Annotated in this window: 14 protein-coding genes; 3 read left to right on the top strand and 11 right to left on the bottom strand. The window is 63.9% G+C overall.

Going from position 1 to position 15,981, the window contains the following annotated elements; translation table 11 throughout:
- Position 1: 1 nt before the first annotated feature.
- Positions 2-1,882 carry an aminodeoxychorismate synthase component I gene (pabB, locus tag C2L66_RS13175; RefSeq protein WP_060599714.1) on the top strand — a complete coding sequence of 627 codons (1,881 nt, stop codon included), beginning with the start codon at positions 2-4 and terminating at the stop codon, positions 1,880-1,882.
- 36 nt (positions 1,883-1,918) lie between these two features.
- Here pabB and panB read toward each other — a convergent pair whose 3' ends face one another.
- From panB to C2L66_RS13140, 7 genes are read right to left on the bottom strand one after another with little or no spacing between them, the layout of a single operon-like run.
- Complete coding sequence (gene panB, locus C2L66_RS13170) at positions 1,919-2,734, bottom strand: 3-methyl-2-oxobutanoate hydroxymethyltransferase (RefSeq protein WP_054928902.1); 816 nt, start codon at positions 2,732-2,734, stop codon at positions 1,919-1,921.
- Between the two features lie 41 nt (positions 2,735-2,775).
- Positions 2,776-3,456, bottom strand: coding sequence for a deoxynucleoside kinase (locus C2L66_RS13165; protein ID WP_036003941.1), 681 nt, complete (start codon positions 3,454-3,456; stop codon positions 2,776-2,778).
- A gap of 11 nt (positions 3,457-3,467) precedes the next feature.
- Positions 3,468-4,031: a 2-amino-4-hydroxy-6-hydroxymethyldihydropteridine diphosphokinase gene (gene folK, locus C2L66_RS13160; protein ID WP_054928901.1), complete on the bottom strand. Its 564-nt coding sequence runs from the start codon at positions 4,029-4,031 to the stop codon at positions 3,468-3,470.
- A 48-nt stretch (positions 4,032-4,079) separates the two neighbouring features.
- The gene (gene pcnB, locus C2L66_RS13155) at positions 4,080-5,702 is read right to left on the bottom strand and encodes a polynucleotide adenylyltransferase PcnB (RefSeq protein ID WP_060599715.1); all 1,623 of its coding nucleotides are present in this window, start codon (positions 5,700-5,702) and stop codon (positions 4,080-4,082) included.
- Complete coding sequence (locus C2L66_RS13150; protein ID WP_054928899.1) at positions 5,699-6,385, bottom strand: histidinol-phosphatase; 687 nt, start codon at positions 6,383-6,385, stop codon at positions 5,699-5,701. Before C2L66_RS13150 ends, pcnB begins: the two co-directional genes overlap by 4 nt.
- Positions 6,378-7,160 (bottom strand): DnaA regulatory inactivator Hda, encoded by a 783-nt coding sequence (gene hda, locus C2L66_RS13145; protein ID WP_054928898.1) that lies wholly within the window; start codon positions 7,158-7,160, stop codon positions 6,378-6,380. The genes C2L66_RS13150 and hda overlap by 8 nt, the downstream gene beginning before the upstream one ends.
- A 43-nt stretch (positions 7,161-7,203) precedes the next feature.
- Positions 7,204-8,280, bottom strand: a complete 1,077-nt coding sequence (locus C2L66_RS13140) for an AI-2E family transporter (protein WP_054928897.1) — start codon at positions 8,278-8,280, stop codon at positions 7,204-7,206.
- Between the two features lie 97 nt (positions 8,281-8,377).
- On the opposite strand from C2L66_RS13140, the gene purM reads away from it, so the two are divergent.
- Entirely contained in the window at positions 8,378-9,445 is a 1,068-nt protein-coding gene (purM, locus tag C2L66_RS13135; RefSeq protein WP_060599716.1) for a phosphoribosylformylglycinamidine cyclo-ligase, read from the top strand.
- A gap of 873 nt (positions 9,446-10,318) precedes the next feature.
- Here the strand turns inward: purM and miaA are convergent.
- Positions 10,319-11,269, bottom strand: a complete 951-nt coding sequence (gene miaA / locus C2L66_RS13130) for a tRNA (adenosine(37)-N6)-dimethylallyltransferase MiaA (protein ID WP_060599717.1) — start codon at positions 11,267-11,269, stop codon at positions 10,319-10,321.
- A gap of 58 nt (positions 11,270-11,327) precedes the next feature.
- Complete coding sequence (mutL, locus tag C2L66_RS13125; protein WP_060599718.1) at positions 11,328-13,424, bottom strand: DNA mismatch repair endonuclease MutL; 2,097 nt, start codon at positions 13,422-13,424, stop codon at positions 11,328-11,330.
- 224 nt (positions 13,425-13,648) lie between these two features.
- Between mutL and C2L66_RS13120 the strand changes: the two genes are divergently transcribed.
- Positions 13,649-14,338: a DedA family protein gene (locus tag C2L66_RS13120; RefSeq protein ID WP_054928886.1), complete on the top strand. Its 690-nt coding sequence runs from the start codon at positions 13,649-13,651 to the stop codon at positions 14,336-14,338.
- A gap of 84 nt (positions 14,339-14,422) precedes the next feature.
- Here C2L66_RS13120 and C2L66_RS13115 read toward each other — a convergent pair whose 3' ends face one another.
- Together C2L66_RS13115 and C2L66_RS13110 are read right to left on the bottom strand one after the other, a co-directional pair.
- Positions 14,423-15,235, bottom strand: a complete 813-nt coding sequence (locus tag C2L66_RS13115) for a mechanosensitive ion channel family protein (RefSeq protein ID WP_054928885.1) — start codon at positions 15,233-15,235, stop codon at positions 14,423-14,425.
- A 272-nt stretch (positions 15,236-15,507) separates the two neighbouring features.
- Positions 15,508-15,861: a hypothetical protein gene (locus C2L66_RS13110; protein ID WP_060599719.1), complete on the bottom strand. Its 354-nt coding sequence runs from the start codon at positions 15,859-15,861 to the stop codon at positions 15,508-15,510.
- Between the last annotated feature and the right edge of the window lie 120 nt (positions 15,862-15,981).

The raw sequence follows: 15,981 nt of genomic DNA, 5'->3' as shown, positions 1-15,981 counted from the left end.
CATGGCGGCTCAGGAAACAGCGGCTCACGAAGGAAGCTCCGTGTTCGCGTTGCTGGACGACTGCGATTCGACTGCGAGTCGCCGTTCGAGCCGGCTGTACACGGGGTTTCGTCGCGAGCACGTTTGTACTGACCGCGCGCAGCTGGATGCCGTCTGCGAGGCGGCTGCGGCCGATATCGACAGCGGGCTGTTCGCCGTCGTGCTGGCCGATTACGAATTTGGACAGGCGTTACAGCAGAAGACGCAGCGTGCCGGTGGCACGCTGCGTTTTTTATTGTTCGACACGTGCAGGAAGATGTCGCGCGACGAGGTCGACACATGGCTCGCGCTTCGCGACAGCGCGGCCGTCGAGCCTTCCGTGGCAGGCATCGGCGGGGTTCATGCGAGCGTCGACAAAGCGCAGTTCACGCAGGCCATCAGCGCGATTCACGACGCGCTGCGTGCCGGCGACTCCTATCAGATCAACTACACCTACCGGCTGTACTTCGACGTGTTCGGCACGCCCGCCGCGTTGTTCCGGCGGCTGCGCGCGCGGCAGTCGGTTCATTACGGCGCGCTGATCGCGTTGCCCGACGACCGATGGATCGTATCGTGCTCGCCGGAACTGTTCGTCGAGAAGAAGGGCGCTTTGCTGCGCACGCGGCCAATGAAGGGCACTGCGCCGCGTTCGACGGACGCGCAGCAGGACCGCGCGGCCGCCGAGTTCCTTGCGAGCGACCCGAAGAACCGCGCGGAAAACGTGATGATCGTCGATCTGCTGCGCAACGATCTGTCACGGATCGCGGAAACCGGCACGGTGAAAACGCCCGCGCTGTTTTCGATCGAACCGTATCAGTCGCTGTGGCAGATGACGTCGACCGTGACGGCGACCTTGCAGGCGCGCACGACGTTTGCCGAGGTGCTGCGTGCGCTCTTTCCGTGCGGCTCCATCACGGGCGCACCCAAGCACAAGACCATGCAGTTGATCGAGCAGCTCGAATCCACCCCGCGCGGGCTGTACACGGGCGCAATCGGCTGGCTCGACGCGCATGCGGATCTCGGCGAGACAGTCGGCAAGCAGTGTGGCGATTTCTGTCTGTCGGTGGCGATCCGCACGCTGACGCTTGGCGCCGTCGCACCCGACGGAGCACGGCACGGCGAAATGGGCATTGGCGCGGGCATCGTGCTCGATAGCGTGGCGCAAGACGAATACGCGGAGTGCAAATTGAAAGCACGTTTCCTGACGGACGCCGACCCGGGTTTTCAACTGTTCGAAACGATGTATGCGACGCTCGAAGGCGGCGTGCGACATCTCGATCGGCATTTCGCGCGGCTTGAACATAGCGCCCGGTGGCTGGGCTTCGCATTCGACGAAGACAGGCTGCGCGCGCAACTCGTCGCGCAATGCGCGGCGCTGCGCAACGCCGCGCCGCACCGGATGCGGCTGACGCTGGACAAGGCTGGCGCGGCGGAAATCACCTGTGCGCCGCTCGTGCCGTTGACGGAAGAAGTGGTCGGCGTGCTGCTCGGTCCCGATCACGGTTTCACGACGATGCAGGCAGCCGATCCGCTGCTGTTGCACAAGACGACGCGTCGCGCGGAATACGATCGCGGCTGGCGCGAAGCCGAATCGCACGATGCGTTCGACACGTTGTTCTTCAACGAACGCGGCGAACTGACCGAGGGCGGTCGATCAAACGTTTTCGTGAAGCTGGATGGACGCTGGTGGACGCCGCCGTTGTCGTCGGGCGTGTTGCCGGGCGTGATGCGTGGTGTGCTGCTGGACGATCCCGACATGCAGGCCGGAGAACGGGTGCTGACCCGGGAAGATGTGTCGAATGCGCAAGCGCTGATGCTCTGTAATGCGCTACGCGGTGTGTTGCCGGCGCGGATTATTGCTTGAATGGTTGAGCCGGCAACACAGCAGGAACACGCTTAATCAGAACGTGTGCTCAGGCCCCGGGAACGTACGTTCCTTGACGGCCCGCACATACGCCTCGACGGCTGCGAGAATGCTCGGCTGTCCCTGCATGAAATCTTTCACGAAACGCGGACGCTTGCCTGGGAAAATGCCGAGCATGTCGTGCAGCACCAGCACCTGACCCGAGCACTCGACGCCCGCGCCAATGCCGATCGTCGGGATGCGCAACTGCTTCGTGACTTCGGCGGCGAGCAGCGTCGGCATCGCTTCCATCACCAGCAGTTGCGCGCCCGCGTCCTGCATCGCGCGCGAATCGCGCAGCAACTGGGCCGCGCCCGCTTCCGTCTTGCCTTGCACCTTGAAGCCGCCGAACGCGTGCACCGATTGCGGCGTGAGCCCGACGTGACCGCACACGGGCACCGAGCGCTCGACCAGAAAGCGCACCGTGTCCGCGAGCCACTCGCCGCCTTCGAGCTTCACCATCTGCGCGCCTGACTGCATCAGCTTGACGGCATTCGTGAATGCATCGGCGGGCGTGCCGTAGGTGCCGAACGGCATGTCGGCGACGATCAGCGCGGAGGGCTTCGCACGCGCGACACAGGCCGTGTGATACGCGATTTCGTCGATCGTGACGGGTAGCGTCGTGCTCTGGCCTTGCAGCACGTTACCGAGCGAATCGCCGATCAGCAGCGAATCGACACCCGCGCGGTCGAGCAGCGCCGCGAAGCTTGCGTCGTAGCACGTGAGCATCACGATCTTGTCACCCGCTTCACGCATCGCCTGGAGCTTCGGGACGGTGACGGCGCTGCGGCTCGTCTCCTGCAAATAGGTCATGGGTGATCCATTGGGATGCGGCTACACGCTACAGCCAGACGCTATAGCATGCCGCCTTTGACAAAGAATTCCTTGCGCCCGCGCATCGCTTCGATGCGTTCGACGAGCAATGCAAGGTCCGCGTCGGATTCGAGCGGATTCAGGTGTTCGGCGCTGACCGTGAGAACGGGCGCGCCGTCGTAGTGATAGAAGAAGTCGTTGTACGCGTCGCACAGCGAGCGCAGGTACGCGTCCGAAATCTGCAGTTCCATTGGCACCGCGCGCTTTTGAATGCGCGAGAACAGCACTTCGGGACTGGCCTGCAGATAGATGATCAGATCCGGCGACGGACCGGGCACATCGAGCTTCGCCGCGAGCGCGCGATACAGCGGGTACTCGTCGTCCTGTAACGTCAGGCGCGCGAAGATGTCGTTCTTCTGCGTCATGAAATCGGTGATGAGCGGCGTGCCCGCCGTGCGCAGCGCGCTGATGTCCTGCACCTGCTGCGCGCGCTGCAGCGCGAAGCTCAGTTGCGCGGGCAGCGCATAGCGCGACGTGTCGCGATAGAAGCGCTCGAGAAACGGATTGTCCTGCGGGCGTTCAAGCAGTTCGTGCATCGACCAGCGTTGCGCGAGCCGGCGCGCGAGCGACGTCTTGCCGACACCGATCGGTCCTTCGATCGTCAGATAGCCGTGCGGCGGACGCAGGTCGGGCGCCGTGACGGTGAGCGGCGGGGCGGACATCGGCAGGGAGTTCATGGGCAGCCGCCCTTGGGCATATCGGTGCTGGCGTCTTGCGTGCGGATCGCCTCGGCCGTGTTGGGCGCGAGGCACTGGCACGGGGATTTCATCTTTTCGATACGCTGCCCGGCGACGGCAGCCAGAAACGCATCGGCGCGGCCGCGTTGCGGGATGATCAGCGCGGGCTCGATTTCGACGAGCGGCACGAGCACGAACGCGCGCTCCGTCATGCGCGGATGCGGCACGATCAGATCGGGTTCGTCGATCGCGTGTTCGCCGTAAAGCAGGATGTCGATATCGATCGTACGCGGCGCGTTGCGAAAGGGGCGCTCACGGCCGAAGTGATGCTCGATCTTGTGACACAGCGCGAGCAGATGGCGAACGGGCAACGTAGTGTCGAGCTTGACGACGAGATTCAGATAATCGTCGCCGCTCGCATCGATCGGGGCGGTTCGATAAAGGCTCGATTTCGCGAGCACGGTGATGGTGTGCTGTTGTGCCAGGCACACCACCGCGTCTTTCAGGGTCTGGCGCGCATCCCCGAGATTCGCGCCGAGGCCGAGATAGGCAACCGTCATGGCATCAGTTCCTGCAACTTGCGTTCGACGGCGCGCGCCGGAAATGCGTCAGTCGTCATGCGGGCCGTCGTGGCTCGCATCGTCTGTTGCGCGGTTTCCTGAAGCCGTGCCGCCCTCCATTCCGTCGCCCTGTTTGCTGCGGTTTCGGCTGTTGCTGCTACGCCGCCGTCGTTTTCTGGGCGCCCGGTCCTTCCCGCCTTGCGCAAGCAGTGCTTCGCGCGCGGCGATGTCTCCTTCGATGAACTCCGTCCACCACGAACCGACCGACTCATCCAGTTCGCCCGATTCGCAGCGCAACAGGAGGAAATCATACCCCGCTCTAAATCTTTGGTGTTCCAGCAACTTCAGCGCGCTGCGGCCCGAGCGCTTTTCCAGTCGATGCTGCAGGCCCCAGATCTCGCGCATGTCCGACGAGAAACGTTTGTGAATGGCGAGCTTCTCGGTCTGCATGTCGAGCACGTCGTCCATCGCGCGATGCAGCGCGGGCACCGGGAACTCGCCGTTCGCCTCGTACTGCTGCCAGCGTTGCTGCATGTCGTGCCACAGCAGCGTGGCGAACAGGAAGCCCGGCGAAACCGGCTTGCCGGCGCGTACGCGCGCGTCGGTGTTGTTCAGCGCGAGCGTGATGAACTTCTCGCCGTGCGGCTGTTCGAGCACGACGTCGAGCAGCGGCAACAGCCCATGATGCAGCCCTTCCTTGCGCAGACGCTGCAGGCACGCGAGCGCGTGGCCCGACAGCAGCAGCTTGAGCATCTCGTCGAACAGCCGCGCGGCGGGCACGTTGTTGATGAGATCGGCGAGTTCGGTGATGGGCGCGCGGGTGGCTTCGTCGATATCGAAATCGAGCTTCGCGGCGAAGCGCACGACGCGCAGCATACGCACCGGGTCTTCGCGATAGCGCGTTGCCGGGTCGCCGATCATGCGCAGCAGGCGTGCGCGCACATCGGCCATGCCGTTGTGATAGTCGAGCACGGTTTGCGTCGCGGGATCGTAATACATCGCGTTGACGGTGAAGTCGCGGCGCGTGGCGTCTTCGTGCTGCTCGCCCCAGACGTTGTCGCGCAGCACGCGGCCGCTTGCATCGACGGCATGCGTGCGACGGTCCAGTTCGTCGCGCTTCAGGCGGCGCGGCGGCGGGGCGTCGGCGTCAGCGGGCGGGGCGTCCACGAGCGCACGGAAGGTCGATGTCTCGATGATTTCCTGGCCGAACTGCACGTGCACGATCTGAAAGCGCCGCCCGATGATGCGCGCGCGGCGGAACAGCTTTTGCACCTGTTCGGGCGTGGCGTCCGTCGCGACGTCGAAGTCCTTCGGCGCGATGCCGAGCAGCAGATCGCGCACGGCGCCGCCCACGATGAACGCGCGAAAGCCCGCCTGTTGCAGGCCTTCCGTCACGCGGATCGCGTTGCGCGAAATCAGCGACGGGTCGATGCCGTGAATCTCCGACGAGATGATGACGGGCGCGTCCGGCTCGGGTACGGCGGCTGGGGCCGGCTTGCGGCGCGTCCCGCCTTTCGACGATGCTGCGCCTTTCGATGACGTACGGGCTGCGCGGCTGGAGTGCGCGCGCTCTTCCGGGACGGCGTAGTCGTCTGCTTCTGCGGGCGGCGCGACTTCGTCAGCGGGCTCTGCGTCCTGTCCGAACAGCTTGCGAATGAGTTTCTTGATCACGAGGGTTGAAAGAGTTCGAGGATGCGCCAGCCATGCTTTTCGGCATGTGCGCGTAGCGTGTCGTCCGGGTTGGTCGCGATCGGGTCGGTGACCTTTTCGAGCAGCGGGATGTCGTTATGCGAATCGCTGTAGAAATAGCTGCGTTCGAAGTCCGACCATGTTTTACCGATCGACGCGAGCCATTCTTCCGTCCGCACGATCTTGCCTTCACGGTAGCTCGGCGTGCCTTTCGGGTAGCCGGTGTAGTCCGATGCGGGGTGACCGTCGACCGTCTCCACTTCGCACGCGATCAGCTTCTCGACGCCGAACACTTCGGCGATCGGCGCGGTGATGAATTCGTTGGTCGCGGTGACCATGCAGCACAGGTCGCCCGCGTCGCGATGCTTGCGCACCAGTTCCATCGCGGCGGGCACGATGGCGGGTTTGATGACCTCATGCATGTACTGGTCGTGCCACGTTTTGAGCTGCGAGCGCGGGTATTTCGCCAGCGGCGTCAGCATCGCGACCAGATAGGCATGAATGTCGAGCTTGCCGGCCCTGTAGTCGGCAAAGAAGCGATCGTTTTCACGCGCAAAACTTTCGGCTTCGACGATGCCGAGTTTCACCATGAAGCGGCCCCATTCGTGGTCGCTGTCGGTGGGGATGAGCGTGTGATCGAGGTCGAAGAGAGCGAGGTTAGCCATGGGGGACTATTTTACTTGAAGCGGATGATGAGGCCTGGGCAGCCGCGCGACGAGGCGCGTCGACCGTGCCGCTCGCAGTGCTGGCGCCGTCGGGCGACGCGAGCATGGTGCGCAAAAGCGGCAGCGTGACGGCGCGCTTCTGCTCGAGCGAAAAGCGGTCGAGCGCATCGAGCAATGCCATCAGACTTGGCATGTCGCGGCGGAAATGGGTCAGCAGGTAGGCGGGCACGTCGTCGGCGAGATTGATGCCGCGCTCGCGCGCCGCGCGCTTCAGAACGGCCGCCTTGCCGTCGTCGGCGAGCGGCGCGACATGGAACACGAGGCCCCAGCCGAGCCGCGTGCGCAGGTCTTCACGCACGTCGAGGCCCATCGGCGCGGCGTTGCCCGCGGCGACGAGCGCGCTGGTCGGATGGGCGCGCACTTCGTTGAACAGGTTGAACATCGCGATCTGCTGCGCGCCGGACAGGCGGTCACAGTCGTCGATTGCATACAGCGCGACGGCGGGGTCGAACGCGAAAGCCGCGAGACTGCTTTGCGGGCCGGCATAGCGCGCGTGGCCCGGCGGTGCTTCATGCACGAGCGCCTCCAGCAGATGCGTGCGCCCGCTACCCGTCTCGCCCCAGACGTAGAACGTGCGGTCCGCGACCGGGCCGGCCGAGAGCGCCGCGTCCAGCTCGCGCAGGCGCGTGACCAGCTCGGCGTTGGCGCCGGCGAAGAAGTTGTCGAATGTCGATGGCGGCGGGGTGCCGAGATCGAGCGTCAATTGGCGCGACACAATAAATAAGCCGTTAGTGACCGATATGCAAACCGATAAGCGATCAGTTCTTGTAAAGCGAACTGGACAGATAGCTCTGCCGCAACTCGCGGAACGCGACAGACAGTATCGCGCTGACGGGCAGCGCGAGCAGCACGCCGAAAAAACCGAACAACTGGCCGAACGCAAGCAGCGCGAAGATTACCGCGAGCGGATGCAGGCCGATCCGTTCGCCGACCAGCCGCGGCGTCAGGAAGAAACTTTCGAGTATCTGGCCGACGCCGTAGATCACCGCGACGGCGCCGAACCCGTACCAGTCGCCGAATTGCAGCAGGGCGGCGAGGAGCGCGAGCGCGAGGCCTGTCGCGAAGCCGATATACGGAATGAACACGGCGAGCCCCGTGAAGATGCCGACGGGCAGCGCGATCTCGAACCCGGCGACATACAGCGCGGCCGCATAGAACACAGCGAGCACGCCCATCACGAGCAACTGGCCGCGCAGGTACTGCGACAGCATGTGATCCATGTCGCGCGCGAGATGAATGGTCTTCGAAAAAAAGCGTCGCGGGACGAAGCCGCGCAGGCGCGCGAGCATCGCATTCCAGTCGTACAGCAGATAGAACAGCACGAGCGGCACCATCACGACGTTGCCGACCACCGTGAGCATCACGTTCGAGCTGGTGCGGATCGAGGTCCACGCATACAGCACGACCGTCTGCGCGCTGCCTTCGAGCTGGCCCATCACCACGTCGCGGATGCTCGCGAAATCGAGCGGATCGATGATGCCCAGCAACGCCAGCTTGGGCTGCAGCCAGCCATGCAGATGCGAGAAGAACGACGGCACCTGCTGCTTGAGTTGCGGCACTTCCTTCTGGATGACGCCGAGCACCAGCAGCCCCAGCAGCGTGACGATCAAGGCGAAGAACAGGATCATCAGCAGTGCGGCGATGCCGCGCGGGACGTGCCGGCGGGTCATCCACGCGACGCCCGGCTGCAGGATATACGCGAGGATCGCGCCGAGCAGGAACGGCGTGAGCACGGGACTCAACAGCCAGAGCAGAATGCCGACGGCGAGCGCAATGGCAAGCCAGATAAAGGCGCGGCGCTGATACGGCGTGAGGATCGGACTGTTTTGCTGCAAAGCGGGTTTCCCAGGCGTCGTGTCGGCGTCTCAAATTCCAGCCGTGCGGCCGGCATCGGGTAAAATCGCATTTTACCGACCTTCGAGCTCTCCCCCCATGAATCAACCGAAATCCGCCCCGAATTCCCCTGATTCGGCCCAAGGTTTGTCGTATCGCGACGCGGGCGTGGACATCGACGCGGGCGACGCCCTGGTCGACGCGATCAAGCCCTTTGCCAAGAAGACGCTGCGCGACGGCGTGCTGGGCGGCATTGGTGGGTTCGGCGCACTGTTCGAGGTGCCGAAGAAGTACAAGGAGCCGGTGCTCGTATCGGGCACGGACGGCGTCGGCACGAAGCTGAAGCTGGCGTTCCAGCTGAACAAGCATGACACAGTTGGCCAGGATCTCGTCGCGATGAGCGTCAACGACATTCTGGTGCAGGGTGCCGAGCCGCTGTTTTTCCTCGACTACTTTGCGTGCGGCAAGCTGGATGTCGGCACGGCCGCGACGGTCGTGAAGGGCATCGCGCAGGGCTGCGAGCTGGCTGGTTGCGCGCTGATCGGCGGCGAAACGGCCGAAATGCCGGGCATGTATCCGGATGGCGAGTACGACCTGGCGGGTTTTGCGGTCGGCGCGGTGGAAAAGAGCAAGATCATCGACGGCAGCAAGATCGTGCCGGGCGATGTGGTGCTGGGCCTTGCGTCGAGCGGTATTCATTCGAATGGTTTTTCGCTGGTGCGGAAGGTCATTGAGCGCGCCCAGCCGGATCTGAATGCCGATTTCGACGGGCGTTCGCTTGCTGATGCGCTGATGGCGCCGACGCATATTTATGTGAAGCCTTTGCTGGCGTTGATGCAGCAGCTTGAAGTGAAGGGCATGGCGCATATCACGGGCGGCGGGCTCGTGGAGAATATTCCGCGCGTGCTCAGGGAAGGCCTGACGGCCGAGCTGGATCATCGTGCGTGGCCGCTGCCGCCGCTGTTCGCCTGGCTGCAGAAGCATGGCGGGGTGGCTGATGCGGAGATGCATCGAGTGTTCAATTGCGGGATCGGGATGGCGGTTATTGTTTCTGCCGCTGACGCGGATACGGCGACGGGGTTGCTTTCCGCTGCTGGCGAGCAGGTCTGGAAGATCGGGGTCGTGCGTGATAGCAAGGAAGGCGAGGCGCAGACTGTAGTGGTTTGAGTTGCCTTCCAGGCAGGGTTTATGAAGCCGTCCGGCGGGTGTTGGGCGGCTTTTTTGTTTTGTTGTTTTTTGCTTTTGGTTGGGTGTTGTAGGTCTTGGTTGATTTTGCACTGGATCCGGGGGCGGTGTTTTGCTGTGCTAGCGGTGCGGTTCTTTTTTGGGGGGCTTTGCGCTGGCATCCGCGAATTGTTAGCTTGCTTCAGGCGTCGCCCCTGTGCGGGGCGGCACCTACTTTTCTTTGCCGCCGCAAAGAAAAGTAGGCAAAAGAAAGCGGCTCACACCGCCAGCGCTTGACGTTTGCCCACGGGCCCCCAACGTCCCCACGCTTCACGCGGCAACGCCCTTATTCGTGCGCGTTGCCAACTCGCTGAATCAACGCCTCACCCACTTCAAATACCCGTACCCGGTCAAGCGGCAGCGGACGGTATATGCCGCCCAGGTGGCAAACTGTATGTAGGTTGTCGCGTTGTATGAGATAGCGCTCCTACCGGGTGGGACGCGTGCGCTATCGGTCCGGAGTGGTGCGCGTATGGCGCGAAAGCCGACACACAGTTTGCCACCTGGGCGGCGGCGGACTGTCTGGCGCGGCGTGCTGAAACGCAGGTGCGTGAAGCGGGTGAGGCGTTGATTCGAAGCGTTGGAAACGAGCACCAGCCACGGTACTGGCGTGTGAAGCGTAGGGCCGTTGGGGGCCCGTGGGCAAACGTCAAGAATTGGCGGTGTGAGCCGCTTTCTTTTGCCTACTTTTCTTTGCGGCGGCAAAGAAAAGTAGGTGCCGCCCCGCACAGGGGCGACGCGTGAAGCGAGCTAACGTAGAGCGGATGCCAGCGCAAAGCCAAAGCAAACCACCCCGCTTGGCAGACGAAAAAAAATTCAGCCAACGACTCGCTCAATAGCCTGCAAGGCAAGCAAAGTAGCATCAACAGCACAACAATCCACCACAACCCGCTCCGACATCCCCCGCAGCCACGTAAGCTGCCTCTTACACAACTGCCGCGTCGCGAAGACGCCCCTATCCCGCATGGTGTCGTAATCGGTCTCACCATCGAGATACTCCCAGGCCTGCCTATACCCGACACACCGCATGGAAGGCAACCCCGGATGCAAATCCCCGCGCGCGCGCAGCCGCTTCACCTCATCGACAAACCCACCCGCCAGCATCGCATCGAACCGCGCCGCAATGCGCGCATGCAACACACTCCGGTCAGACGGTTCCAGCGCAATCGGAACGAATCGATAAAGCCGTGCGGCATCATCATCGCGCGCGGGCGCGGCCAGCAAGGCCGACATCGGCTGCCCCGTCAGCATGAACACTTCGAGTGCGCGCTGGATGCGCTGCGAATCGTTCGGCGCGAGGCGCGCAGCCGTCACGGCATCGACAGCCGCGAGGCGCGCATGCAGCGCCGGCCACCCGTCGCGCGCGGCGTCCGCGTCGAGCGTCGCACGCACGTCGGGATCGGCGGCGGGCAGGTCGTTCAGACCCTGCGTCAACGCCTTGTAGTACAGCATCGTGCCGCCAACCAGCAGCGGCACATTGCCGCGCGCAACAATCTCGCCGACAAGACGCAATGCGTCGGCGCGGAAATCGGCGGCTGAGTAAGCGTCAACGGGATCGACGATGTCGATCAGATGGTGAGGCGCGACGGCGCGTTCCTCCGCCGACGGCTTCGCCGTGCCGATATCCATCTCGCGATACACCAGCGCCGAATCGACGCTGATGATCTCGACAGGCGCGCGCGCCGCGAACGCCAGGGCGGCCGCCGTCTTGCCGGACGCGGTCGGGCCGAGCAGGCAGGCGATCGGTTGGGGTGCGTGCTGCGTCATGAAAGGCGTGATGGCAGGCGTGATGACAAATGTAAGCGGAAGTGCAAAACGGCCCCGCTCACTGTCCGCGCATGAACAGCCGGTCCAGATCGGCAAGCGTCAACTGAAACCACGTCGGCCGCCCATGATTGCACTGATCCGCGCGCTCGGTCGCTTCCATCTGGCGCAGCAGCGCATTCATTTCGTCGAGCGTGAGGCGCCGGTTCGCGCGCACCGCGTGATGGCAGGCGAGCGTGCCGAGCAACTCATGCTGGCGCTCGGTCAGCACGCGCGAGCCGCCGTACGCGTGCAGATCGGACAGCACCGCGCGCGCCAGCGCCTGCAAATCGGCATCCTTCAGCAACGCGGGGACGGCGCGAATCGCGATGCTCGTCGGCGACAGCACGGCCAGATCGAAGCCGAGCGCATCGAGCGTCTCGCGCTCCTCTTCGACGACGCCGATCTCGACCCCGTCAGCCGGCATCGAAACGGGAATCAGCAAAGGCTGCACGGCGATCGCGCGGTCCACGAGCGCGTTTTTGAACTGCTCGTACAGAATCCGCTCGTGCGCCGCGTGCATGTCGACGATCACCAGTCCGCGCGCGTTCTGCGCAAGCACGTAGATGCCGTGGATCTGGCCAAGCGCAAAGCCGAGCGGCTGTTCGTCGTTCGCGTCGAAGCTTTGCGGTGCGATGGCCGACTGAGGCGCCAAACCCGTGAAACCCGCAAAACCCGCAGACGCACCGTCATTCCCGACGGAATCCGCCGCGTCGCGCAGTTCGAAAGAAGTCGTGCCTTGCGGCGTGCCCGCGCCCGTGTCCTTGCGGCCAAACAACGCGTCGTAGAGCGCGAGCGGCTGCGCGACGGGCAGAGTGCCTTGCGTCATGCGCGCCTGGCGCAGCCAGGTGTTGCCCGGCTGTGAACTGCCGCCATCGCTGACGCGGAAACCGCCGCCGAGCGGCGTCGAGCCAAATGAACCGGACGTCGCGGACGTTGCTGGTGCTGCAGGCGTCGGAAAAGGCATCGGCTCGATGCGAGCAGCGTGCCCGCCGGACGTCGTTTCCGGCGATGCGCCCGCGTGCCGCGCGAGCGAGCGCTGCACGGCATGGAACACGAACTGGTGAATCGAACGCGAATCGCGAAAGCGCACTTCGATCTTCGACGGATGCACGTTCACGTCGACGGCCTCGGGCGGCAGATCGAGGAACAGCACATACGACGGATAACGGTCGCCGTGCAGCACATCTTCATAGGCGGCGCGCACGGCGTGCGTGAGCAGCTTGTCGCGCACGAAGCGGCCGTTGACGAAGAAATACTGTTGGTCGGCGCGTCCGCGGCTCGCGGTCGGCAGACCGGCGCAGCCGTAAACGGCCAGCGGTCCCGCCGACTCGTCGAGCGGCAGATGCGCGGTCGCGAACGTCTCGCCGAGAATCTTCGCGACGCGCGTGGCGGGATCGCTGGCGTTCCAATGTTCGACGGCGCGGCCGTTATGCAGCACCGAAATCGCGACGTCGGGCCGCGCAAGCGCCGCGCGCCGGATCATTTCCAGGCAATGTCCCAGCTCGGTCTGTTCGCTCTTGAGGAATTTGCGGCGCGCTGGCGTGTTGAAGTACAGCTCGCGCACTTCGATCGTCGTGCCGCGCGTGCCCGCCGCGGGCGACAGCGCGCCCGTCTGCGCGTCGATGCGCGTCGCGTGCGAATCGCTCTCGGTGCGGCTCGTGATGTGCATATCCGACACCGACGCGATCGACGCCAGCGCTTCGCCGCGAAACCCGAGCGTTGCGACGGCTTCGAGCTCGGCGAGCGAGCGGATTTTGCTGGTCGCGTGACGCATCAGCGCGAGCGCGAGCTCGCTTTCGGGAATGCCGCAGCCGTCGTCGGTGATCGAGATGCGCTTGACGCCGCCTTCGTCGAGCAGGATGCGCAGCGTCTTCGCGCCCGCATCGAGCGCATTTTCGAGCAATTCCTTCACCACCGACGCCGGCCGTTCGACCACTTCGCCCGCGGCGATCTGGCTGATCAGCTGGTCGGGCAACGGCTGGATCGCGCGCAGCGGACGAGGCGTGACGGCGGCTTCGGTTGCGCTCGCGTCGCGGCTGGACGCGGGAGCCGGCGCGTCATCTGCGTCGACGGGCGCGTCGGCACGCGTTTCGGAGGATTCGGGGATTGCGGACATGGCGAAATTATAGCGATTCGTCGCAGATCGTCTGAACGCGCAGACAACGGACGACATTTTTTAAGGTCGTCATGGCACTTTCGGTATCATGGCGCGGTCAATTTCCTGCCTCGGGATGCTTCGTCACTGCCGTGACCTGCACGAGGCGCGCCATACGGGACCGCGCCGCCGAGACGGGCCGCCGTCCCCGTCATGCCAGCCATCTGCTTTTAAAAGGACGACCTTTGGACACGCTGCTGCAATTCGTCAATCTTGTCCTGCACATCGACAAGTTTCTGGGAGTCTTCATCCATCAGTACGGCGCGTGGGTCTACGCGGTACTGTTCCTCATCGTGTTCTGCGAAACGGGCCTCGTCGTGTTGCCGTTCCTGCCGGGCGACTCGCTGCTGTTCATCGGCGGCGCGTTCTGCGCGACGGGCGAAATGAACATCGAGCTGCTGATCGTGCTGCTGCTGGTGGCGGCCATACTCGGCAACACAGTGAACTACATGATTGGCCGTGCAATCGGGCCGAAGGTGTTCGAGTCGCACATACCCGTGCTCGAACGGTTCCTCGATCGCGAGGCGCTGCGCAAGACACACAACTTCTACGAGCGCCACGGCGGCAAGACCATCGTGCTCGCGCGTTTCATTCCCGTCGTGCGGACCTTTGCGCCGTTCGTCGCGGGCGCGTCGCAGATGAGCGTCAAGCGGTTCCAGATCTTCAACGTCGCGGGCGCGCTGTTCTGGGTGCTGCTTCTGACGCTGCTCGGTTTCTTCTTCGGCAATATTCCGTTCATCCGCCAGTATCTGAATGTGATCGTGCTGGTCGGCATCGGCGCCGCCATCGTGCCCGTCGCGCTCGGCGCGTTGTGGAAGATCATGCGCAGCAAGCGTCAGCCGGAGCGCTCGGCCGGTAACAACACCGGGCAATGACGAAGGCGAGCAGCAGGCATCCCCACGCGATGCCTGCTGCGCACAAGACCCGATCGGTCAGCCCGATTAATCGCAACGGCAACGCTAAGACGCCACACGGCGCACGACAGGCGTTTCCGGCGTCGGATAGCCCGCTTCGCGGAAGGTATCGACGATCGCGCGATTCGTGTCGAAATACACCTGCCAGTAGTTGTCGTTGTGCGTGTAAGGCCGCACGCATAGCAGCGGACCTTCGGGCGTGAACGACAGCACTTCGATATCAGGCGGCGGACTCTCGGACACATTCGGAATCTTCGTGATGGCGGCCCGCAACCGGTTCGCCGCATCGATGGGATCGACGCCGTTCGCGACCTTCGCGGTCAGCTCGACACGCCGCACCGGCTGCGCGCTGAAGTTCGAGATGACGCCCGAGAAGATCGTGTTGTTGCCGACGATGGTCAGCACGTTGTCGGGCGTGATGATCGTCGTGCCGAACAGGCCGAGTTCCTGAACCGTGCCCGTCACGCCGCCCGCCGTCACGAAATCGCCGACCTTGAACGGTCGCAGCACCTGCATGAAGACGCCCGCCGCGAAATGCGCGAGCAGACCGCCCCACGCGGTGCCGATCGCGAGACCGAGGCCCGCGAGCAGCGCGGCGAACGAGGTGGTCTGCACGCCGAACACCTGCAAGATCGCGAGGATCAGGATCAGGTTCAGAAGCCCACCGAGAATCGAGCCAAGGTAGTGCGCGAGCGTCGGATCGACCTTGCTGTTGCGCGCGAGCACCTTGCGCAGCAGGCCGATGACGAGCCCGATGACCCATCGCCCGACGATCCACAGAACGATTGCACCGAGTACCTCGGTCCCGAAGTCGATGCCTCGGGTCATCAGAAAGACGCGTACGGCTTCGATATCCACGATTCCCTCGCTTGAGTCGGTTCGTATGACTGACTGCGTGCGTGCGACTGCGCAGTGGACGCGAGGCGGACCAGCAGGGCGGACGCCGCGTCCATCGCTTGTGCTACACGACGTTGTTATCCGTACGGCGAACGGCTTGAGCGGGCAGGTTGCCCGATATGCGAGAAACGGCGGCGCTGTTGCCGCCGCTTGCAATCATCGACTGTTATAGGCGATGGCGCGGCCGTGAGCAAGAGATATTCCCGGGTGGGAACGGCCTGCGCCCGTCGCCGTCAATTGGCGGAAGGCGACGTGCGGATCACGGTGTGCGCACCGGCGCGCCCGGCTGCCTTGCGGCTGCGCATGCGCGACAGGCCGATGGCGATGCCGCTGGCCGTCGCGTACGCGGCAAGGCGCGGAATGAACGCTTGCATGGTGCTGAACTTGCCATAGCGCGCCTGCGAATCGGCGAACACCAGAAAGGTCAACGCGGCATCGAACAGCAGCGCTATCGCGACGAACACCACGAACACCAGATAGCCGTCCACTTTCGCATCGGGCCTCATCCAGTTGATCACGCAACATGCCGTCAGCAGCGCGGCGAGGATGATCAGGTTCGAAATCAGATCGAGCAGGAAATTGACCATGACCTTGAGATGAAAACGTTCTTTTACGAATGCCCGCTCGCAAGGTGACGTCGATGTGCGTTCACCACGTGGGCATGGCGGCGCGATCATTGCACGTCTTTCCATCTCGATAAATGCAAA

This window comes from Paraburkholderia caribensis (assembly GCF_002902945.1).
Taxonomy (GTDB): Bacteria; Pseudomonadota; Gammaproteobacteria; order Burkholderiales; family Burkholderiaceae; genus Paraburkholderia; species Paraburkholderia caribensis.
This window is presented reverse-complemented; position numbering and strand designations above follow the sequence as displayed.

Coding starts and splice junctions, on each gene's coding strand:
- folK (WP_054928901.1), bottom strand. CDS start 4,031: ATGACGGTTGCCTATCTCGGCCTCGGCGCGAATCTCGGGGATGCGCGC.
- panB (WP_054928902.1), bottom strand. CDS start 2,734: ATGACCTATTTGCAGGAGACGAGCCGCAGCGCCGTCACCGTCCCGAAG.
- C2L66_RS13110 (WP_060599719.1), bottom strand. CDS start 15,861: ATGGTCAATTTCCTGCTCGATCTGATTTCGAACCTGATCATCCTCGCC.
- miaA (WP_060599717.1), bottom strand. CDS start 11,269: ATGACGCAGCACGCACCCCAACCGATCGCCTGCCTGCTCGGCCCGACC.
- C2L66_RS13150 (WP_054928899.1), bottom strand. CDS start 6,385: ATGGCTAACCTCGCTCTCTTCGACCTCGATCACACGCTCATCCCCACC.
- pabB (WP_060599714.1), top strand. CDS start 2: ATGGCGGCTCAGGAAACAGCGGCTCACGAAGGAAGCTCCGTGTTCGCG.
- C2L66_RS13165 (WP_036003941.1), bottom strand. CDS start 3,456: ATGTCCGCCCCGCCGCTCACCGTCACGGCGCCCGACCTGCGTCCGCCG.
- mutL (WP_060599718.1), bottom strand. CDS start 13,424: ATGTCCGCAATCCCCGAATCCTCCGAAACGCGTGCCGACGCGCCCGTC.
- purM (WP_060599716.1), top strand. CDS start 8,378: ATGAATCAACCGAAATCCGCCCCGAATTCCCCTGATTCGGCCCAAGGT.